The sequence below is a fragment of the Limosilactobacillus urinaemulieris genome, from assembly GCF_932750685.1.
In the GTDB taxonomy this organism is placed as follows: Bacteria; Bacillota; Bacilli; order Lactobacillales; family Lactobacillaceae; genus Limosilactobacillus; species Limosilactobacillus urinaemulieris.
In genome coordinates this window covers 68,610-88,765 of record NZ_CAKOBX010000008.1, presented here as the reverse complement: position 1 = coordinate 88,765, position 20,156 = coordinate 68,610, and the positions used below count along the sequence as shown (strand labels likewise).

General features: G+C 39.9%; 23 protein-coding genes and 1 other annotated feature. All 23 genes read right to left on the bottom strand.

What is annotated here, in order from left to right; genetic code table 11:
- Positions 1-120 precede the first annotated feature (120 nt).
- Entirely contained in the window at positions 121-1,896 is a 1,776-nt protein-coding gene (locus tag MR181_RS06815; RefSeq protein WP_242336409.1) for an ABC transporter ATP-binding protein, read from the bottom strand.
- 32 nt (positions 1,897-1,928) lie between these two features.
- The gene (locus MR181_RS06810) at positions 1,929-2,513 is read right to left on the bottom strand and encodes a MarR family winged helix-turn-helix transcriptional regulator (RefSeq protein ID WP_242336406.1); all 585 of its coding nucleotides are present in this window, start codon (positions 2,511-2,513) and stop codon (positions 1,929-1,931) included.
- A gap of 343 nt (positions 2,514-2,856) precedes the next feature.
- A complete protein-coding gene (locus MR181_RS06805; RefSeq protein WP_242336403.1) occupies positions 2,857-4,335 on the bottom strand; it encodes a HAMP domain-containing sensor histidine kinase in 1,479 nt (492 codons plus the stop codon).
- A gap of 9 nt (positions 4,336-4,344) precedes the next feature.
- The gene (locus MR181_RS06800; RefSeq protein ID WP_003717285.1) at positions 4,345-5,031 is read right to left on the bottom strand and encodes a response regulator transcription factor; all 687 of its coding nucleotides are present in this window, start codon (positions 5,029-5,031) and stop codon (positions 4,345-4,347) included.
- A 189-nt stretch (positions 5,032-5,220) separates the two neighbouring features.
- The gene (gene rpmF / locus MR181_RS06795) at positions 5,221-5,400 is read right to left on the bottom strand and encodes a 50S ribosomal protein L32 (protein ID WP_003717284.1); all 180 of its coding nucleotides are present in this window, start codon (positions 5,398-5,400) and stop codon (positions 5,221-5,223) included.
- Between the two features lie 52 nt (positions 5,401-5,452).
- Positions 5,453-6,019 (bottom strand): YceD family protein, encoded by a 567-nt coding sequence (locus MR181_RS06790; protein ID WP_242336400.1) that lies wholly within the window; start codon positions 6,017-6,019, stop codon positions 5,453-5,455.
- A gap of 77 nt (positions 6,020-6,096) precedes the next feature.
- Positions 6,097-7,239 carry a nucleotidyltransferase gene (locus tag MR181_RS06785; RefSeq protein ID WP_242336443.1) on the bottom strand — a complete coding sequence of 381 codons (1,143 nt, stop codon included), beginning with the start codon at positions 7,237-7,239 and terminating at the stop codon, positions 6,097-6,099.
- Positions 7,240-7,247: 8 nt separating this feature from the next.
- A complete protein-coding gene (locus MR181_RS06780) occupies positions 7,248-7,991 on the bottom strand; it encodes a class I SAM-dependent DNA methyltransferase (protein WP_242336397.1) in 744 nt (247 codons plus the stop codon).
- Positions 7,991-8,347, bottom strand: a complete 357-nt coding sequence (rsfS, locus tag MR181_RS06775; protein WP_102169158.1) for a ribosome silencing factor — start codon at positions 8,345-8,347, stop codon at positions 7,991-7,993. The genes MR181_RS06780 and rsfS overlap by 1 nt, the downstream gene beginning before the upstream one ends.
- Complete coding sequence (yqeK, locus tag MR181_RS06770) at positions 8,348-8,965, bottom strand: bis(5'-nucleosyl)-tetraphosphatase (symmetrical) YqeK (RefSeq protein ID WP_242336394.1); 618 nt, start codon at positions 8,963-8,965, stop codon at positions 8,348-8,350. It abuts the gene before it with no gap.
- Positions 8,958-9,608, bottom strand: coding sequence for a nicotinate-nucleotide adenylyltransferase (locus MR181_RS06765; protein ID WP_242336391.1), 651 nt, complete (start codon positions 9,606-9,608; stop codon positions 8,958-8,960). The genes yqeK and MR181_RS06765 overlap by 8 nt, the downstream gene beginning before the upstream one ends.
- Before the next feature lie 15 nt (positions 9,609-9,623).
- Entirely contained in the window at positions 9,624-9,935 is a 312-nt protein-coding gene (yhbY, locus tag MR181_RS06760; protein WP_242336388.1) for a ribosome assembly RNA-binding protein YhbY, read from the bottom strand.
- 13 nt (positions 9,936-9,948) lie between these two features.
- Positions 9,949-11,076: a ribosome biogenesis GTPase YqeH gene (gene yqeH / locus MR181_RS06755; RefSeq protein WP_242336385.1), complete on the bottom strand. Its 1,128-nt coding sequence runs from the start codon at positions 11,074-11,076 to the stop codon at positions 9,949-9,951.
- Positions 11,069-11,599: a YqeG family HAD IIIA-type phosphatase gene (locus MR181_RS06750; protein ID WP_242336382.1), complete on the bottom strand. Its 531-nt coding sequence runs from the start codon at positions 11,597-11,599 to the stop codon at positions 11,069-11,071. Before MR181_RS06750 ends, yqeH begins: the two co-directional genes overlap by 8 nt.
- A 150-nt stretch (positions 11,600-11,749) precedes the next feature.
- The gene (gene rplT / locus MR181_RS06745; protein ID WP_003717274.1) at positions 11,750-12,103 is read right to left on the bottom strand and encodes a 50S ribosomal protein L20; all 354 of its coding nucleotides are present in this window, start codon (positions 12,101-12,103) and stop codon (positions 11,750-11,752) included.
- 41 nt (positions 12,104-12,144) lie between these two features.
- Positions 12,145-12,342 (bottom strand): 50S ribosomal protein L35, encoded by a 198-nt coding sequence (gene rpmI, locus MR181_RS06740; protein WP_003715352.1) that lies wholly within the window; start codon positions 12,340-12,342, stop codon positions 12,145-12,147.
- 25 nt (positions 12,343-12,367) lie between these two features.
- Positions 12,368-12,880: a translation initiation factor IF-3 gene (gene infC, locus MR181_RS06735; protein ID WP_003717273.1), complete on the bottom strand. Its 513-nt coding sequence runs from the start codon at positions 12,878-12,880 to the stop codon at positions 12,368-12,370.
- A 43-nt stretch (positions 12,881-12,923) separates the two neighbouring features.
- Positions 12,924-13,053: a sequence feature (ribosomal protein L20 leader region), on the bottom strand.
- Positions 13,054-13,113: 60 nt separating this feature from the next.
- The gene (gene dnaI, locus MR181_RS06730; protein WP_242336379.1) at positions 13,114-14,052 is read right to left on the bottom strand and encodes a primosomal protein DnaI; all 939 of its coding nucleotides are present in this window, start codon (positions 14,050-14,052) and stop codon (positions 13,114-13,116) included.
- The gene (locus MR181_RS06725; RefSeq protein WP_242336376.1) at positions 14,049-15,428 is read right to left on the bottom strand and encodes a replication initiation and membrane attachment family protein; all 1,380 of its coding nucleotides are present in this window, start codon (positions 15,426-15,428) and stop codon (positions 14,049-14,051) included. Before MR181_RS06725 ends, dnaI begins: the two co-directional genes overlap by 4 nt.
- Positions 15,429-15,445: 17 nt before the next feature.
- A complete protein-coding gene (nrdR, locus tag MR181_RS06720) occupies positions 15,446-15,910 on the bottom strand; it encodes a transcriptional regulator NrdR (RefSeq protein ID WP_102169149.1) in 465 nt (154 codons plus the stop codon).
- Positions 15,911-15,952: 42 nt separating this feature from the next.
- A complete protein-coding gene (coaE, locus tag MR181_RS06715) occupies positions 15,953-16,558 on the bottom strand; it encodes a dephospho-CoA kinase (RefSeq protein WP_242336373.1) in 606 nt (201 codons plus the stop codon).
- Positions 16,551-17,393 carry a DNA-formamidopyrimidine glycosylase gene (mutM, locus tag MR181_RS06710; RefSeq protein ID WP_242336370.1) on the bottom strand — a complete coding sequence of 281 codons (843 nt, stop codon included), beginning with the start codon at positions 17,391-17,393 and terminating at the stop codon, positions 16,551-16,553. Before mutM ends, coaE begins: the two co-directional genes overlap by 8 nt.
- Positions 17,394-17,411: 18 nt before the next feature.
- Complete coding sequence (polA, locus tag MR181_RS06705; protein ID WP_242336367.1) at positions 17,412-20,072, bottom strand: DNA polymerase I; 2,661 nt, start codon at positions 20,070-20,072, stop codon at positions 17,412-17,414.
- Positions 20,073-20,156 lie beyond the last annotated feature (84 nt).

Here is a 20,156-nt window from a genome sequence, read left to right as displayed (position 1 = left end):
TAATTATGAAGCCGTGCCATAAGTCCTATTGCTTAGATAAAGTACGAACAGTTCAATACACAAACAGGAGCGTAAAAACGAGGCCATAAATGACTTCGTTTTTACGCTCCCATCCTTTGTTTAAATTTCCCCATTACTTGCCTTAAATTGATTATGAACATACTCAGCATAAAGCGGTGTGCTCTTAATTAATCCCTTATGAGTACCGGAGCCTGAAACTGTTCCATGATCAATAAAGTAAATTTGATCAGCATCGACGATGGTACTTAAACGATGCGCAATTATTAAGGTGGTTCGTTCCTTCATCAAGGTTGCTAATGCTTTTTGAACCATTGATTCTGATTCAGAATCAAGACTAGCGGTTGCTTCATCAAGCATTAAAATCTTTGGGTTACGTAAGAATGCCCGAGCAATTGCAATTCGTTGTCGTTGACCACCAGAAATTTTAACACCACGTTCACCAATTTCAGTATCAAGTTGGTTGTCTAATTCCTGAACGAACTTATCCGCATACGCCATTTCCAATACCCGCCATAGTTCATCATCATTCACTTCACGATCCAAGCCATAGATCAGGTTTTCGCGAATCGTTCCCGGCATTACCGCTGAATTTTGACCAACTAAACCAATTTGTTTTCGCCAGTAACTAAGACTGATATTATCAATGTTTTCATTACCGATTTTAATTGTTCCGGCAGTTGGCTGGTAGAAACGTTCAATTAGCGAGAAGATCGTCGTCTTTCCACCACCAGACGGGCCAGTAAAAGCAACCACGGTATTTGGTTTAGCAACCACATTAATATCATGTAAAATTTGCTTTCCTTCTTCGTACGCAAAGTCAACATGTTCTAGTTTCAATGGCTGATCAATTACCGTAATCTCTTTTTCTGCCTTAGCCTTTTCTTCATCTTCATTGAGCATTTCTTGGATCCGTTCGGTTGAGCCACTAGTCTTTGCTAATTCGTTAAATAATTGACTAACCATCATAACGGGACCCATCATTTGGAAAAGATACATTAAGAAGGAAATTAGTGTCCCCATTGATAATGAATGGTTCATTACGCGGACCGCACCATAGCTTAAAACACCGATGAAGAGAACCATCATCATCATATTTGTTAATGGGGTCGTTAATGAGTTAATTTTTGCTTCCTTAACACCAATATTGTATAGGTTATTAATTCGTTGTTTTCCGGTAACTAATTCTTTTTTCTCCGAATTTGAAGATTTTACTAAGCGAATTTCACTAAGAATATTAGTTGAATCTCCGGTGAAATTTGCCAATTCATCTTGTCGCTTCCAGCCAATTCGTCCAGCAACCTTCATCACCGGCATTACAGCAACAAAAACAACTGGAACCGTGATAAAAATAATCGCCGTCATTTTCCAGTCCATCGCAATCATGATTACTAACGCGCCGACAAACTGCAGTAAGGATGTCAATGCATTGGGAACGGTATTTGCTAAGAGGTTCTTCACTTGAGAAGTATCGTTAGATAACCGCGAAGCAATCTCACCGGTTTTAGTTCGGTCAAAGTAGCGAACAGGTAGCTTCAATAATTTTTCCCATAACTCACGTCGGAGGTTAGCCACAACATTCTCACCAAATACACCAAGAATTAAGCCAGAAAAGGCACTAATAATTGTTCCGGCAATAAACAAGCCAATTGTGATTACGACTAATTCTTTATCTAAGTGACCATTGTAACTATTGATTAGCTTTTGGGCCATCTTGGGAACCCACAAATTGATCCCAGTAGCAATCAGTCCAATTATAATTCCAAAAATGAACTGCCAATATTTAGGGTGAACCTGGTTGATTAATTTAAAGAAACTTCGAAAATTAAAGCGGCCATGCCCCTTCTCTACTCGAAGTCCACCATGTCGTTCGTTCATATTCTCTCATCTCCACTTATTATTTTGACTAGCTATTTTTTATTGCCAGCAATAATCTTGTCTAGCAACCGTGCTAATTCTGCTTTTTCATTTGCTGTTAGGCTATCGAATAAATGACCAAACATTTCCTTTTGCTGATCCTCAATTTCACTCGCACGTGCTTTTCCTAGGTCAGTTAAGAAGATTAGGGTGGCCCGTTTATCAGTAGGATCGGTTGTCCGTCTAATATAACCATCATCTTCTAACTTCCCAAGCGATTCCGAAACAGATGATTGATTAATACCAGCTTGAGCAGCAATTTGCTTTGCGCGAATTCCTTCAGGAGCATCAGCAATAATCGTCAGCAGATTTTCCCGAACTAATCCTTGACGCCCTGAAAATTCTGGTTGCCGACCGTTCATCATTGAAAAGGCGCCATTCATCGCCCAATCACCTGACATTGTTCGCCTAGCTCTTGGTGAAAATTGATGATTGTTAAACATTCCGTTAGGCCCGATTCCCTTACCCGGAAATTCTTGACCATCTCTTCCTAAACCAAAACCAGGCATTGAACCTTGGAATGGCTGATGAACATTTGCAAACGAATTCTCCCTGAGAATTACCAAGCTCTTCAACATTTTTTAATTAATTCCATATTACTAATTTCAGTCATTATTAACTCTCCCTTTCTTTATCAATTTTTTGCTAGTTTAACTAATTTTTCTTCACGTCAGCAGTTGATAACTTGTTACTAGATAAAATAAGTGCCCAGAGTACAGAGATCTCCGCGCTTTGGAATTCTGGTTCTCCGATATTCAGTACTAATAAATGATTTCCCATCTGTTGGTGCTTGAGGTGTTTCGATTAATAAAAAATGGTTCATTATCAACCAATAATGATTGACAATGAACCAGAATCCTTATTCGTATTTATCAAAAACTAACTCCCCATCACCAAGAGTAAAATAAAGTCACAATTAACTTATTTAGTATCTAAGTTATCTTCTTCAACGATCGGTAAAATTATCCGAAAAATTGAGCCCCCACCTAATGAGCTTTCAAGAGTAATCGAACCATGATAGCCTTCAACTAATCGTTTAGCAATGGAAAGTCCTAACCCATTACCGCCTTTTTTCCGACTACGCGCCTTGTCAACCCGGTAAAAGCGGTAAAAGACCTTCTTAACATCTTCAGGGGCAATTCCTTCACCGAAGTCCTGAACACCAATTTCAACAGTGTTCATCCCACGAGAAAGCGAAATATGAATCTCTTTCCGCTCCTGTGAGTATTTAATTGCATTATCACATAAAATTACCAGTACCTGTTCCAGATGATCACGGTAGATGTTACTAATAACCGGTGAATGAAGATCATCATCCAGAGTAAAAGTAAACTCTGGGTAGAGCATTTTAAAATTATTAAATACTTGATGAACCACATCATTAACAACTGTTTGTTGGTTACGGAAGTTAATTTCGACCTGTTCCGCACGACTCAAATCGAGCATCTCTTGAACAAGATTTTTCATTCTTTTGGTTTCAGCAAGAGAAGCATTTAGTGACTCCGCTAATACTTGAGGATCATCCTTCCCCCAACGCTGAAGCATTTCCAGATGTCCCTGAATAATTGCCACAGGTGTCCGTAATTCATGACTTACATCACCAACAAATTGTGACTGCTGGTCAATGTACCGTTGCATCCGGTTCAACATTTCATTAAACATTGCAGTTAGTTCAGCTAACTCATCGTTTCTCCCCGTTACAGGAACTCGAATATTCTTTGTCGGGTCTTTACTAATTTCTTTTACCGTATCGTGAATATCACCTAATGGTTGAAGAAGAAAGTATGATAAGAAGTAGCCTAATAACCCGCTTGTTAAGATTACCAGTAACATAGCAAAGAAGCAAACTAATTTGAACTGATTATAACTTTTATAGTAGGCATTTAGACTATTTTCTACTTTTAAATAACCAATTAACTGGTGATTCCTATTAGAGTAAATTGCCTGTGTTCCAGCGAGAACATTATGTTCGGGACCAGGAACCTCACTAATCCGCTTGCTTTGTGAGAATTGGGAATGACTTAGCGGTTTTCCAGTACTAAAAATATTCTGCTTGTTAGGAGTATAGATGTTAACAATCAGGTGCGAATCACTTAATTCTTGAATGATTGGCCGTCGATAACGCTGACCATTGATAAAATCATCCCGTTCATGCTCAGGAATAATGATATTATTAATCCCCGTCTTGCTCAAGATGGTATTACTGCGTCCAAGCTGCTGACTGATTACGTTCATTCCTGAATTAAGCAACTCACGCTCAGAACTTAAGAGGTTCTGTGTAAAAGCACTAAACAGCGACATCGCTACCATGCAGAAGATCAAGAAAGAACCAATAGAAGTTCCTAGCGCCCATTTTAATTTTAACGAGAAAAATTTCTTTTGCTTTTGTGATTTTTCCATCAGTCAATCCTAGGAACGAATAACGTATCCTGTACCCCGAACTGTTTGAATGTAGCTCTTTTCACCAGGTCGGTCGATCTTATTCCGTAAGTAACGAATATAAACATCAACCACGTTAGTTTCAACCTTAGAATCGTAGCCCCAAACTTTACTTAATAGTTCTTTCCGTGACATTACAACGTTAATGTTTTCCATTAAGATTAAAAGAAGTTCATATTCCCGCTTAGTAAGGTTGATTACTTCATCACCACGACGAACAACCCGATTCTCTTTTTCAATTGTTAAATCCTTATATTGAACCGTCGTCTGGTGTTCCTTGTTACTACTATCTTCAATGTTAATTCGCCGTAGTAAAGCACGAACACGGGCCAAAAGTTCTTCAATTGCAAATGGCTTTACAATATAATCATCTGCACCATGGTCAAAGCCAGATACCCGATCGATCACAGAGTCTCGGGCGGTCATGATAATGATTGGTGTATTTTTTAATTCACGAACCCGCCGAGCGACCTCAATTCCGTTTAGTTCTGGCAACATTAGATCAAGTAAAATTAGATCAAAGTCCTGGTTAAGAGCCGCTTGCAGTCCTGCACGACCGTCTAATTCAACATCGGTCTCATATCCCTCGTGCTTAAGCTCCATCTCAACAAACTTTGCTAAATTTTCTTCATCCTCAATAATTAAAATTCGACTCATTGCTTTCACCTACACAATTAATTCTTATTTCGCACATTAATAAAACACAATAATTTTATCACAATTTTCTAATAAACCCCAGCCTTAATATGGTGATGTTTGAAGTAATCTCCACATAATAAATTAAATTTAAAAATAAAAAGACCCTTTCAGGTCCGGCGCCTAGAAAAGGATCTTTTTGTATTGATGTTAGTTGTTAGTATCAACAACTTGCTTGCCATCGTAGTAGCCACAATTTGGACATACCATGTGTGACTTGCGAAGTTCACCACAGTTTGGGCAAGGTGCAAGACCAGGTACACTCAACTTGATGTGACCCCGACGCATACGCTTCTTAGTCTTTGAAGTCTTCCGTGCTGGAACAGCCATGTTTGACACCTCCTAAGAAATTAATTATCCACAAATGGTTGTTAACCGTCCGCTACTTTTTTTCATCCTGATCAGGAAATAGTTTTTTCAACTTAGCGAGACGTGGATCAACTTTTTTAGCATTCTGCTGATTAGCTTTATAGTCATCTTCAGTGATAACTTCCCAGCCTTTCCCGTTTGGTAATGACTTACCATCGCGTTCATCATCAGAAAGAACTCGCAGCGGGATTTGCTCAACAATATTTTCGGCCACGGCTTCATCAAAATCAATTTTTTCACCGTGTTTTAAGACAAAGACAATTGCATCACTATCCTCGTCATCTTCATAACGAGAGAGGTGTGCAGGATCATCAACATAAGTCTCAGTAAACGAAAAATCGAGCGGTAACGCTACGGGTGTTAATGATCGACTAGAAGGTACAGTTACCGTTGTCTGTACATGAGTACTAATGGTAACATCCCCCTGATCATAACTAACATATCCATCAACCTTAACTGGTTGAACAGCCAAGATGGTGTCCGGAAATGATGTTGTTAAGATCTGGTTTAAATCGAGGGTTGTCTGAATGTGTAGCGGTTCATCTGAATAACGATGTAACTCTGCTATTGACCATTTCATCGTATTAACCTCCTAATGCAACAAGCACAATTATACTAGTCACAAATTTGCTTGTCAATGTTTTATCCTTGACACTTTTAATTCCCTTTACGAACAATAATTGGTGCATGTTTAACGTCCTGTTCTACGTCTGTAAACATTTGATATAACTTTCCTGCTCGATAGTCTAAATTAACTAAACCATCATGTTCATCCTGACCAATCTTGGTTAACAAGGGATATTCAACCCTTTTTTTAATCTGATGTAAATAATCTTGTCCTCGTTCTGTGAACCCCAAAACATGCAAGTATGGATGATCACTGGCCAGCGCTATTTGAGAATCTGTAATTCCCATCACAGCATACAAACATACCCGAAGTAAGCGTGAATAAGTATATCGTTTTGTTTTTACGCGACGAATAAAACCTGGAAACGTTAATTCTCGTTCTGCAGCATCACGATAACGATACTCTAGTCCTTCAGCCATTTGGTAAATCTGGTGAAGACTTTTCACTGGTGTTTGAATTAGAAAATTTCTTAATAACGGGTACAGTTGCTCCCACTTTGGTAATTGCGTTAGTTTGGCTAATGCAATTACAGTTTCTGCAGGTGCTACCTGAGCAATTGTCTCATGAAGCTCAACCGCCCTGCGAATTGCGCTTGCACTAGCGATTGTGCCAGTAACCGTTTGATCATGATACTGACTTCCCAAGCGATTAATTGGGTGAAGGGCAATTGGATACTGATTGTCAATGATCGCTTTATAGTACGCGAAAGCTAAAATATCATTTGGATCTGTTAACTGATGTCCAGTTAATTCATTTAATTGTTGGTTAAATTGCGTTGCATAGGTTGCATTAAATTGCTCAAAGGATTTCTCGTTAAAGTGCTTTTCTGCCATTACAAACTTCGAAAAGTCCCAAGATGGGTGTTCTGCCCCAAAAACCACATCAGTTACCTGCAAATCGTTTAGTAATTGTAATGCTCCCGCTGCAAAACGATGAGAAGGCTGAACAGCCATAAAAACAGGTAATTCTATTACTAGATCAACCCCATTTGCCAGTGCTGCTCGTGTTCGCTGCCATTTATCAAGGATTGTCGGTTCTCCACGTTGCGTAAAATTACCACTCATTACCGCAATTACTACATCAGCATTCGTAATCTTTTTTGCCTGCTCAATATGATAAATGTGCCCATTATGAAACGGGTTATATTCGGTAACTAACCCAACTGCATGCATCCTAGTTCCTATTTCTGACATTTAAAGAACCACCGCTCATCTTTATCAGTTACCTTATTTTGCCCAAAGTTGCTGGAGACTTCAATCCGTTCAAAGCCAACCTGGTCTAACGCTGTTTGCAATTCTACCAACTGATAGGCTCGTTCAAAATGGGTTTCCCCAACCCGCTGATACTCACCATTGCTTAACCGGTTGAAAAAGGCTAACTCATGGATTACCCCATGCTTAACCTCATCATCCATAAAGCTTCGCCACATAAACGCGTGCTGGTGAGCCTCATCTTCATAATTATACATGTAACCAGGATAGACAACATCTGTCTTGTAGGGGCTTATCATATCAAATAAAAAGATCCCATCAGTAGTCAAATGTTCATAAACTTGACGAAAAGTCATCTGCACGGCCACCATGTCATCTAGGTAGTTTAGCGAATCAGCATAGCAGGTCACTAAATTATATTGAGGCAAATTAGTAAGGTTCCGCATATCGGCCTCAATAATTTTTAAATTAACTCCGGCCTCATCAGCATGTTGATTTGCAAGACTTAACATCTCAGAAGAAAAATCAGCAACCGTAACATCATAGTGACGTTGAGCTAACATTACAGCAAGACGACCAGCACCTCCTGCAAGATCTAAGACTTTATTCCCCGCAACGGTTTGTCCGCAATTCAAGGTAAAATCAAGCCAACGCCTATACAGCTTCTGGTCAAATAATTGGTCGTATAGTTGGGCAAAGCTCTGGTAAATCATTAATCATTAACCCATTCACTAATATTAACCATTGGCGCATCTGACCATAACTTCTCAAGGTTATAAAAAGCCCGCGTTTCTTCACGGAAAACGTGAACAACAACGTCGCCAAGATCAATCAGTACCCATTGGGCATGATTCTTTCCTTCGACGCTTCCAATATTAACTTTCTCTTCATGAGCTTTTTCGATAATCGCGTTGGCAATCGCTTGTACTTGCCGGTCAGAACCACCAGTCATAATCACAAAGTAATCTGCCATTGGACTAATTTGGTCGACTTTCAAAGCAACGATATCCTCAGCCCGACGACCATCACCAGCTTTAACTGCCATTTCTAATAATTGTTTACTATCCATCTAGTTTATCTTCCTTTCATATTTTGGTACCCAAGCATTATAGGTTTCAATTGTCTTTGGATAAACGGGTTTATTATTTGCAATCAAATATTGAAGAGTGTGTTTTGTCTGATAAGCGACTCCAGCACCAAGATCATCAGCGGTAATTTTTCGTGCTGTTTGAACTCCATCAAAATCCCGTGCTGGTTCAATATAGTCTGCCATATAAATAACTTGTTCTAGCTTACTCATTATTGCAGCGCCAGTTGTATGATGCCGAACCGCATTTAAGATATCCTCATCCCAAATACCGAGTTCATCTTTCAACAACTCAGCACCAACAACACCGTGCCAAATGGCATTCCCGTAGTTTAACAATTCTGGTGACATTTTTTTATCCTTAATTACTTGGATAAAAACATCATCTGGACGTTGTTTTGCATAATCATGACAAAGGCCAGCAATACTTGCCTTTTCTGGATCAACTCCATTAGTCTTCGCCAATTTAACTGCTGTTTTCTCAACTCGAAGTACATGACTAAATCGTTTAGGACGCAATACTAAGTGCAGGCGTTCTACCAATTCGTCCCGAGTTAATGGAATATAGTGTTTTTGATACTTAATTTGCTCTTCACTCATGATAAAGTCGGTGCTCCTTTATATATTGTGCAACCTTTTCTGGAACCATATACCTAATCGACTGTCCCGTTGAGATTCGATGACGAATATCAGTTGAACTAAAAGCAACTAGAGGAACATCAACCCAGATCACCGGATAGTGAGTTTCATTCTTTGCGCCCTGACGACGAACGCCCACAAAATGAAAACGAGGCAACTTTACTAAGTCATTAATTCGGTGCCACTTTGGCAAGTAGTCCACCATATCACCACCAATGATAAAGTAATATTCCGTTAGCGGGTTTTGTTCCAACAATTGTTTCATTGTGTCATAGGTATAACTAACCCCACCACGGTTTAACTCTGCCATTTCAATTCCGAAACGACTATTATCACTAATTGCTAACTTTAACATCTCAACCCGTTTTTGAGCGTCAATGGCGCTTTTATGGTCAATATGTGGAGGAATAAAATCCGGCATAAAATCAACCCGGTTTAAACACAATAAAGATTGAACCTGATCTGCCACCAGTAAATGAGCATTATGAACTGGATTAAATGTTCCACCATATAAGCCAATCCGTTGACGTTGCTGATTAGGAGCAAGTTGAAGTTGCGACTTAGTAATTGTTTTTGTACTTGTTAAAACTCCACACTGTTGCAAAAAGTCTCACCCCAATTAGATCTTCTTTACCCGTGATGATAGTTCCCGAGCATCCTTGTTTGCAGATACCTTAAAAAGAACTAGTACCCGACCGATTATTTGGACAACATGAATTGTCGTTTGACTTTCAATAAAGTGTTGAACCTCTTTAGGCGTCACATCAGAATTTTGGAGAATATTAACCTTGATTAATTCTCGACGATCCAATGCCCCATCTAATTGATTAACCCAGTTTTGGGTTAATCCCTCCTTACCAACCGCAAAAATTGGTTGAAGATGGTTAGCTTGTGCCCTTAAGAAACGTTTTTGCTTTCCTCTTAATTCCATTCTGTACCTCTTTTTAAATCATTGCTCGCCGTACTAAACTTGAAACACCTTTTGGAACCCAGGCAGCAACACTTGTCCCTGCCGGAACGGTGATCCAGCCCAAGCCTTCAAAAACAATATCACTCTTCTCAGATAAGTGAAACTCCTGACGCTCTAATGGCGGAAATCCTTTTAATTCGTCCTTCGTTGGGGGTGTTAATAATTCGCCAAGGTGTTTTTCATAAAAGTGATCAGCATTAGCTAACTTTGTTCGATGAAGGAGAAGGTTATTATCAAAGTAAGCAATTATCCCCGCATGGTGACCTGTTAAGTAGTCAAAACGAGCTACTCCACCAATAAAAATTGTCTGTTCCGGATCCAATTGGTAAGTCCGTGGTTTAATTTCCTTTTGTGGTGAAACATACTTTAAATCTTTAGCTGATAAGACATGAGCCATTTGATGCTGGTGAATAATTCCTGGGGTATCAATTAACCGATGACCATCATCAAGCGGGATTTCAATTTTATCTAAGGTTGTTCCCGGGAATTTAGACGTTGTGATTAGTTCCTTAATCCCTGTTTGCTGTTTAATTATTTGATTAACCAGCGTCGATTTACCAACGTTAGTTACCCCAACAAAATAGACATCCCGTTCTTGACGGTACTTATCAATTACTTCTAACAAGTAATCAATTTGATGGTTCTTTTTGGCAGATACAAGAACTGTATCAATTGGCCGCAAGCCTGCTAAATTAGCTTGCTGACGTAACCAATCACGGAGCTTCGAACGTCTTAATGAACGAGGTAACAAGTCTTCTTTATTCCCGACAAGTAAAACTGGATTTGAACCAACAAAACGATGCAATCCCGGAATTATACTACCGTTAAAATCAAAAATATCAACAACATAAACAATTAGCGCATTATCATTCCGAATTTGACTAAGAAGACGAAGAAAATCACCATCACTCAAAGAAACTGGGGCAATTTCATTATAATGCCGAAGCCTAAAGCACCGTTGGCAATATAGTTCATTGTTCTTCAATCCCTTTTCAAGCGCTGATTGAGGAGTATAGCCAGGTTCTTTGGGATCAGTTGTTTGAATCTTTGCTCCACAACCAATACATCTTAAATCATCACGATTTTGTTTTTCCTCAGTCATTCAAATCCTCCTGCCATTTTAAATTTGGATAATGCCGGCGCAATTCACGCCAGACATACTTTTCTATCAACCGATTCATTCTGGTAGTCCACTTATCAGTTTGGACGATTGGCTTAACCAAAATACTACGAACTCCAGCTTGATGAGCAGCCAGCATATCCGTCATTAGCTGATCGCCAACCATCACTACCTCATTCTTAGCTAAGCCTAGCTTTTTACGAGCTCGGGTAATCCCAAAACTTAACGGTTTTAAGGAACGCGACATGAATGGTAGTTTTAAATTAGCAACAGCTTTGGCAACTCGCTTCTTATTATTATTTGAAATAACAATTAACGGGATCCCCGCTTCCTTTAGCTCTGCCATCCATTGGTGTAATTCCGGCGTCCCCTCCGGATTATTCCAAGCGATCAAAGTATTGTCTAAATCACTAAAAACAGCACGAATGCCACGAGCCTTTAATTGTTCAGGAGAAACTGAATAAATACTCTCTACCATCCATGTTGGTTTAAACTCTTCTAACAAAGTCATACCTCTCAAATAATTACTATTATTCTAATTATAGCGATTGTTTCTTCCAACCGCTACTCTTAACGACCTAATTAACCTGGGAAAATAAAAAAGCAACGATCCACTGGCTACTCACCAATGACCATTGCTTCATTTTAAGAACTCTTAGTTAAGAGCCTTTTTTGCTTCGTCAACGATAGCCTTAAATGCTTCAGCATCGTTAACAGCCAAGTCAGCTAACATCTTCCGGTTGATGTCAATGTTAGCTAACTTCAAGCCATGCATTAACTTGCTGTAGCTAATATCGTTCATGCGTGCAGCAGCGTTAATCCGGGCAATCCAAAGTTCACGGAACTTACGCTTATTAACCTTCCGGTCACGGAAAGCATAAGTGTAGCTCTTCATTACTTGGTCCTTAGCAGTCTTAAAAAGACGGTGCTTTGAACCACGGTAACCCTTTGCTAATTTCATGATGCGCTTACGACGTGCGCGCGTAACAGTTCCACCTTTAACTCGCATGTTGAATTCCTCCTACGTGTTTTTCTTATTTCGAACGAAGTTTACTTAAATGGGAGTAACTTCTTGTAACGTTTTACGTTGGACTTGTCCATCATGCTCAAGCCACGTAATTGACGACGTTGCTTCTTGGTCTTACCGTGGAAACGGTGACTGGTGAATGAATTACCACTCTTGAATCCACCATTAGCAGTACGCTTAAAACGCTTTGCAGCGGCACGGTTAGTCTTCATCTTTGGCATAAGAAAAATTCCCTACTTTCTTAAATTAGTTTTTTGCTTTATCAGCAGCTGGGGCAAGAGTTAAGAAGATACTCCGCCCTTCCATCTTTGGTCGTTGTACAACTGTTGCAATGTCCTCAGTTTCTTTGGCCATTCTTTCAATCATGTCACGACCGATATCCTTATGGGTGATAGCACGACCACGGAATCGTAAGGAAACACGAACTTTATCGCCCTTTTCAATGAATTTACGAACGCGCTTTAACTTGACATTAAAGTCATTCGTATCGATTGAAGGGCTCAACCGAATTTCCTTAACCGTTACAGTCTTTTGCTTCTTTCGAGCTTCACGCTCTTTCTTTTGCATTTCGTAACGGTACTTTCCGTAATCCATGATCCGGGCAACAGCTGGTCGAGCCTTTGGGGCTACCAGAACCAAATCAAGGTTAGCATCTTCAGCTAATTGTAACGCCTCGCGTTTTGACTTAATTCCTAACTGTTCGCCATCTTGACCAATTAGCCGTACTTCACGAGCACGAATACCGTTATTGACAATCATATCTTGAGCTATGGCAACGCACCTCCAATTTTATTAGCGAAAGATCAAGCAAAAAAGCGGAGTGCATTCTACACCCCGCTAATAATAAACAATACTATCATTGTTCTTATTTAACTCGTCAGCCCGGCAATCCTTATCACCTAGGCGAGAAGCGGGTGCTCCTGCTTTTTCTTTCAACGTTATCTAGAATACTAAAGCGATCATTCAATGTCAAGGGAAAGCATTAAATATTTTTATCCTTTGTCACGAAGATTGGCCCCCGCCATTTCATATTGGCGAGAAAGGAACTTGATCCGCTCCATAATCCGACTCGCCTTGACCGGCTCTTCTTCTCCCTTTACATTTACCGTTAAGTGACTTTGAAGTTCATCCATTGAGAAGTTAGAGCTAAAGAACGTTGGAAGCTCTTCTTGCATTCGGTATTCCAAGATAACACCCAGAATATCGTCTCTGGCCCAAGTGGTCATCGCATCAGCACCAATATCATCAAGCACCAATACCGGGGCCTTTTTTACCGCATCAAGTTTTGAACCTAAATTATTCGTCTTAATCGAATTACGCATCTCAACAACAAAACTTGGAAAATGCATCATCGTTGTTGCAACACCCTTTTGTTGAGCAAGCTCATTAGCAATCGCTCCCAAAAGATAAGTCTTCCCAACACCAAACCGGCCATAAAGATATAATCCGGGATGAAATTCATTTGGAGAATATTGATCAATAAAATCAAGTGCTGCAGTTAAAGCATTGTTACGCGTTTCTGTGTAGTACGGTTTATCAATATAAAACCGATCAAAGGAAGCACCATGAATAAACTTAGGCATATTAATTGAAGAAACCAGTTGCTTAATATGAGCTTGTCGTTGTTGCTCAAGCAGTTTTTTAGTGGGCACATAAGTTACATCAATTTGTCCCGCATTAACAATTAATTGTGGCGAATAGCCTGGCGCTACCGTGGCCGTTCCCTTACTAATCAATTGTTTTTCGTGAAAGTATTCGTAAAGCTTAGCCTCGCCTCGCTCAATTGCCTGAGGTGAAAGTTTTTGGGCATTATTCTTCAAAAAGGCAGCAACTTCCGGATCATTCAGAACCTGACTGATCATTTGCTCATAGGCAGGACCAAAATTTTGGCTCTTCATAATTTCTTTCATTGTTTTACTCAACGATTTCATTTACTCTCATCCCCTTCAGAGCCACCCGACTTTTTTCGCCTTGCTAACCGCTGACGAAGCCGCTCTAATTGTTCTGGTGTTGGCTTCTTGATTTGCTGTTCATCTTCATTAGCCCATGCTGGCATCTTCTCTCGAACAGTAGTGGTTCGCTGGCGGTAATAGTTTGTTTGACGACTAGTACGTTTCTGCGCCTTTTGATCGTTAAATTCATGGATATGGGCAAGCGCTTCTTCAGCTGTCGCCACTCCAGCACGCATCCAATTATTAGCAATTGCATTTACATAATTTGCTTGAAGTGTCGGTCGTTTAAGCGACGCAATTACATACCATGAAAGGATATTAACAACACCTGCATCTAATTGTTGTTCTTGAATCAGGTTCCGAATAATTGCTCGTTCTCCTGAAGTCACAAATCCGCCCATCTGTTGTTTTAGCTGTTGAAGAAACGTCACCGGCGCATAGTATTTGCATGTTTCAATTAACTGCTGTTCTTCCTGTGAAAGTGTGACTGTTCCCTTTTCTTCACTAACTTTTTCTTTACCCGGCTGCTTAGCATCTACCCGGTATTTTCCAGCTATAATTTGTTTAAGTCGTTGCGGACGAATTTTGCTTGTTGTCAAATCAGTTGATTGAGTAATCAGTCGGGCCATTGTTGGCTCATCAATCCCATAAAGCTGGTGCTCTACTTCTATTAAGTCACGGTTACTACTTAGATCCTTTTCGGTTATGGGCTGACCCTTTAACAACTGCACTAGGGTCGGCCAGTCAAAATCAACGTTAACTACCTTCTTCTTTGATTTCTTCTCACTAACTATTTTTTTGCGAGTAGTAGTGATCTCTGTCGGTAAATGCGTAATCCGCTGATCATCAACATGAAAAGCATCGAAGAAGTTATGGGTTATTTCTTTTAATGTTACTTGATGACTTCCTAAAGCAAAACGGTTAGCAAATTCACCCAACTCCTTAAAGCGCGCTTCACCAACAGCCTCTAACAGCAGAATACTAAGAAGGTTATCATTAATAAATTCAGCCGGCGTAAGTGTTGGTTGAAGCTCATAAACGAATAAATCGCCAAGCTGATCAGTTTGGGTAAAAGTCCGTAGCATCCCAGTTGCTTCCAGGCGTTGAATGCCTTCTTCAGCTGTCCGCAGTCCTGCATTAAGCTGAACTAGTAATTGAGATTGGAGATGCCGATCACTAATTGCTGGTTTTTCGTTTAATTGTGTTCGTAAGGCATGAAACATCGCAAATGCGGCTGTTCCTAATATTGGCTGATAAAAAAGTTCAAAAACCTTTTCATTGAAATTTGACCATTGGTGGCTAGCAGTAACAATATATCCAGCCCCTGGATCAAATATTGATTTACTTTTAGTCATTATGGCCTCGTTCCCCCCTACTTCTTATCGCTATTTTTCATCATGGATTCCAACTCGTTCATGAATGCATCAACATCCTTGAATTGACGGTAAACACTTGCAAAACGAATGTAGGCGATTTCGTCAATGTCTTTCAATTCTTGCATAACAAATTTACCAATCACCTGACTGGAAACCTCATTTTCACCAAGGCTGCGAACTTCTTTTTCAATTTTATCAGTTACTTTTGTTAGGCGCTCCATGCTAACAGGACGTTTTTCCGCGGATCTAACAATCCCGTTTAAAATCTTTTGACGACTAAATTCTTGCCGTGTTCCATCTTTTTTTATCACTAATAATGGAGTCTCTTCATACCGTTCAAAAGTGGTAAAACGGAAACCACAGTGAATGCATTCTCGACGTCGTCTAATAAAAGTGCCATCTTCACTTGGCCGACTATCAACAACACGCGAACCGTTTTTATGACAGTGTGGACAACGCATCTGGCCTTCCTCCTTGCTTACTATTAAATAGTTTTCATTTTATCATAACTTATTATTGTGCATCTGATCAATCAATCCAGCAACTTGCCGCTTTAATTCTTCCTTACTTCCGTTATTATCAATTACAATATCAGCCAATTGTTTTTTCTTTGCTAATGGCATCTGAGAGTCAATCCGCTGCTCTGCCTCAGTTTGCGAATACCCATTTCGCTTCATTAGTCGTTGGACCTGGATTTGATAATCGGTAGCAACAACCACGACCAGGTCACATTCATCAGTATAGTTTTCCTCAAACAGGAGCGGAGCATCTAAAATAACATATGGAATTTGTTGTTTTTGGTAGTTTTTTATCTGTCGCCAAATCTCTTCACGAATCAATGGCTGCATTATCATATTCAACTTAGCTAATTTAGTTTGATCACTGAATACAAGGGAACCCAACGCCTGCCGATTTAACGTCTGGTCAGCATTCAAGATCCCACTTCCAAATACTGCTGTTAACCGTTCTAGTCCTTTTGAATGTACGGTCTGGAGTTGACGAACCACCTGATCCGCGTCAATTACCGGATACCCACTCAACCTTAGCAAAGTACTAACAGTTGATTTACCAGTTGCAATTCCACCAGTTAATCCAATTAACTTAGTCATTTTTCATCTCCAATAATGGCTGGCAATGTGGACAAAATGTGGTTCCTCGCTGGTTAACTTTTATTTTTACCATTTTTGTACCACACCGCGGACAATTATCTCCACCATGACCATATGCATTTAACTGCTCCTGAAATGCACCAGCATCGCCAAACGCATTTTTAAATGTATGAACAGTTGTCCCTTTATACTCAATTGCCCTTGATAACTCTTGAATAATATTATCATGCAGGGTCTGGATCTGCTTATCAGTAAGGGTGTTAGCGGGCTGTTCAGGATTGATCCCGCTCATCCAAAGAACTTCATCAACATAGATATTTCCTAATCCAGCAACATGGCGTTGATTAAGCAAAAACGGTTTTATTTTTCCACGGCTTCGTCGCAAGATTCGTTTAAAATAGTCAACCTTAAAATCAGTGGCAGTGGGCTCTGGACCAATTGTTTTCAACCCACCAACTGTCATCTCATCGCCGGTTTTTACTAGTGTCATTCGGCCAAATTTCCGAGTATCACGGTAGCAAAGTTCTGTTCCATCCGTAAATTTAAAGACAACGTGAGTATGCTTATCAACCGAAGCTCCTGCCGGTTGCGTATAGTAACTGCCCTCCATACGTAAGTGGGAGACCATCGTTAGGTGATTACTAAACCGAAAAAGAAGGTATTTGCCACGACGGTCAACAGTTTCGATCGTCTGACCAATCAGCGACTGCCTAAACTGTTCAACTTCATTAGTAATTGTCTTACCATAATGAACATCAATTCCATTGATCTTTCGTCCTGCAGCAATCTTTAATAATCCCCGACGAACCGTTTCAACTTCTGGTAATTCTGGCATCGATCCTTCCTCCTCAAATTATTTCTTCAAATCATACCATGTATCGCCATACTTACTATCGACCTTTAACGGAACAGAAAGTTTAACTGCTGAATCCATTACGTCAGGAACTAGTTTATTCAATACTGGGATTTCTTCTTTTGGCGCTTCAAAAACCAGCTCATCATGAATTTGAAGAAGCATTTTTGCCTTTAATTGACGCTTTTCTAATTCGTCCTGCATCTTAATCATTGCAATTTTAATGATATCTGCAGCACTTCCCTGAATTGGCGTATTCATCGCAGTTCGTTCTGCAAATGAACGCCGGCTAAAGCTCTTGGCATTAATGTCTGGCAAGTAACGACGACGATGAGTAATCGTTTCAACATATCCATTTTGCCGTGCAAACTCAATCGTGTTATGAATATAATCCTTAACTTTTGGAAATTCTTTAAAGTAATTTTGAATAAATTCGTGAGCTTGACTGCGACTAACGTGAATTCGTTGGGCTAACCCATAATCACTGATCCCATAAACAATTCCAAAGTTAACCGCCTTTGCCCGCCGACGCATGTTACGATCAATCTCTTGATCTGGTTTTAAATGAAAAATCCGGCGAGCTGTGCTGGCATGGATATCCTCACCATTCTTAAAGTCTTCCTGAAGGTTATGATCACCTGTAATATGAGCAAGGACTCGTAATTCAACCTGTGAATAATCAGAAGAGAATATCTGCCATCCCTCATGACTCGGAACAAACGCTTGACGAATAAGCCGCCCTTCTGGTAATCGTACTGGGATGTTCTGTAGATTAGGATCAACCGACGATAAACGTCCAGTTTGGGTTAATGTTTGTAGGTAACGGGTATGGATCTTTTGATCGCTCGAATGAATAACTTTTAGCAGTCCCTTAATATACGTTGATTGTAGCTTTGAGATCTGGCGATATTGAAGAATATTTTCCACAATTGGTGCCTGGGGAGCTAATTTTTCGAGAACATCAACAGCTGTTGAATACCCTGTCTTAGTTTTCTTAATAACAGGTAGCTTTAACTTTTCAAAGAGAATTTTACCAAGCTGTTTAGTGGAGTTAATGTTAAACTCTTCGCCAGCTTCTTGATAAATCTGTTCCTCAATCTCCGCGAGCCGTTCAGTTAACTTGCTCCCCATATTCTTTAACGTTTGCGCGTCAACATGAACCCCAGTAATTTCCATTTTGGCTAAAACATGGGTTAGTGGTAATTCAATATCAGTATAAAGAGGTAACTGTTCGTTTTTCTTTAACTGTTCAAATAATTGGGGACGCAATTGTTCAATTGCTCGTGCCTTATTGGCAAGATGCTGAAAGAACAGCTGATCATCATCAGGAATTGTCCTCTTAGCTCCCTTTCCATAAACTTCTTCATCTGTTTGCACATCATCATATCCATGCTCATGAGCCAATTTTCCCAAATCATTGCTATTGTCATTGGTATTCAGAAGATAGGAGGCCAGAAGAAGATCAAAATCAATTCCGTCAAGAGTAATTCCTAATCGATTCAAGCCAACGATCTGTGCTTTCGCATTAAAAACGTCCTTCTTGATTTTAGAATCGGTTAGCCAGCTTTTGACCTCGGCCGTCTTCAGTAATTCAGGATCACGACTTACTAGCCATTGTTTGCCGTTACCCAAAGCAAAACCGGCAAATGATGAAGTGTGATAATTAGGATCTGGCATCTCTAAATAAAAGCTTCCCCGATCACCTAATTTAGCAATAAGATCCAGGTTATCAGCAGTCAGTTCCGTATACTCAATTGGTGCAATTTCGGTGCCCTGATCATCTGGTGAAACAGCCATTTTCTTCAAAAATGACTGAAAATCCATCTTCTGATAGAAGTCAATTAGTTTTTCTGTTTGCGGGCCCTTATATTCAAGATCTGCTAGCTTAACTTCAACCGGTGCATCGCGCAAAATTGTGGCTAACGTCTTACATTGTCGAGCAATATCCTCCTCTTCGACTAGGTGTTCTTTCATCTTGCTCTTTTTCAATTTATCAATATTTTCATAAATACCCTCGACAGAACCAAACTGTTTTACAAGCTTAATCGCGGTCTTTTCCCCAATTTTGGTAACTCCGGGATAATTATCAGAGGTATCACCCATTAAAGCCTTCATATCGATAATCTGAGCCGGTGTGATCCCAAGCTTTTCTTGAACATGTTCTGGCGTATAATGTTCAGTATCGGTAACTCCCTTATGGGTAACTGCTACCGTAGTATGTTCACTGGCAAGTTGGGTTAAGTCACGGTCACCTGTAACAATTAAGGTCTCATAGCCAGCTGTATCACCTTCCTTAGCGAGGGTTCCGATAATATCATCAGCCTCATAGCCCTTTAATTCATAACTATGTAATCCAGAATCTTTTACTAGTTCACGAACATACGGAAGTTGCTCGGTTAATTCTTCGGGAGTCTTACTCCGGCCACCCTTATAGTCGCCATACATTTTGGTTCGAAAAGTAACCTTACCAGCATCAAAAGCTACTAGTGCTGCATCTGGATGAAAATTTTCTAAAACATGATCAAGCATCAACTTGAAGCCATAAATAGCTGCCGTGTGCAGACCATCCTTGTTAGTAAATTTATCAATCTGGTTGTGCATTGCAAAAAAAGCCCGAAAAGCAATGCTGTTACCATCAATTAATAATAGTTGTTTTGCCATTTAATACCGCTCCTTCTCTTATTCTTAATAATTGTACCAAAGATTGGAAGGCTCCGTTAGTTTCCTGTTCACGAATTTAACGAG

Coding starts and splice junctions, on each gene's coding strand:
- MR181_RS06815 (WP_242336409.1), bottom strand. CDS start 1,896: ATGAACGAACGACATGGTGGACTTCGAGTAGAGAAGGGGCATGGCCGC.
- MR181_RS06810 (WP_242336406.1), bottom strand. CDS start 2,513: ATGTTGAAGAGCTTGGTAATTCTCAGGGAGAATTCGTTTGCAAATGTT.
- MR181_RS06805 (WP_242336403.1), bottom strand. CDS start 4,335: ATGGAAAAATCACAAAAGCAAAAGAAATTTTTCTCGTTAAAATTAAAA.
- MR181_RS06800 (WP_003717285.1), bottom strand. CDS start 5,031: ATGAGTCGAATTTTAATTATTGAGGATGAAGAAAATTTAGCAAAGTTT.
- rpmF (WP_003717284.1), bottom strand. CDS start 5,400: ATGGCTGTTCCAGCACGGAAGACTTCAAAGACTAAGAAGCGTATGCGT.
- MR181_RS06790 (WP_242336400.1), bottom strand. CDS start 6,019: ATGAAATGGTCAATAGCAGAGTTACATCGTTATTCAGATGAACCGCTA.
- MR181_RS06785 (WP_242336443.1), bottom strand. CDS start 7,239: ATGCATGCAGTTGGGTTAGTTACCGAATATAACCCGTTTCATAATGGG.
- MR181_RS06780 (WP_242336397.1), bottom strand. CDS start 7,991: ATGATTTACCAGAGCTTTGCCCAACTATACGACCAATTATTTGACCAG.
- rsfS (WP_102169158.1), bottom strand. CDS start 8,347: ATGGATAGTAAACAATTATTAGAAATGGCAGTTAAAGCTGGTGATGGT.
- yqeK (WP_242336394.1), bottom strand. CDS start 8,965: ATGAGTGAAGAGCAAATTAAGTATCAAAAACACTATATTCCATTAACT.
- yhbY (WP_242336388.1), bottom strand. CDS start 9,935: ATGGAATTAAGAGGAAAGCAAAAACGTTTCTTAAGGGCACAAGCTAAC.
- yqeH (WP_242336385.1), bottom strand. CDS start 11,076: ATGACTGAGGAAAAACAAAATCGTGATGATTTAAGATGTATTGGTTGT.
- rplT (WP_003717274.1), bottom strand. CDS start 12,103: ATGCGAGTTAAAGGTGGAACTGTTACGCGCGCACGTCGTAAGCGCATC.
- rpmI (WP_003715352.1), bottom strand. CDS start 12,342: ATGCCAAAGATGAAGACTAACCGTGCCGCTGCAAAGCGTTTTAAGCGT.
- infC (WP_003717273.1), bottom strand. CDS start 12,880: ATGATTGTCAATAACGGTATTCGTGCTCGTGAAGTACGGCTAATTGGT.
- dnaI (WP_242336379.1), bottom strand. CDS start 14,052: ATGAAATCGTTGAGTAAAACAATGAAAGAAATTATGAAGAGCCAAAAT.
- MR181_RS06725 (WP_242336376.1), bottom strand. CDS start 15,428: ATGACTAAAAGTAAATCAATATTTGATCCAGGGGCTGGATATATTGTT.
- nrdR (WP_102169149.1), bottom strand. CDS start 15,910: ATGCGTTGTCCACACTGTCATAAAAACGGTTCGCGTGTTGTTGATAGT.
- coaE (WP_242336373.1), bottom strand. CDS start 16,558: ATGACTAAGTTAATTGGATTAACTGGTGGAATTGCAACTGGTAAATCA.
- mutM (WP_242336370.1), bottom strand. CDS start 17,393: ATGCCAGAATTACCAGAAGTTGAAACGGTTCGTCGGGGATTATTAAAG.
- polA (WP_242336367.1), bottom strand. CDS start 20,072: ATGGCAAAACAACTATTATTAATTGATGGTAACAGCATTGCTTTTCGG.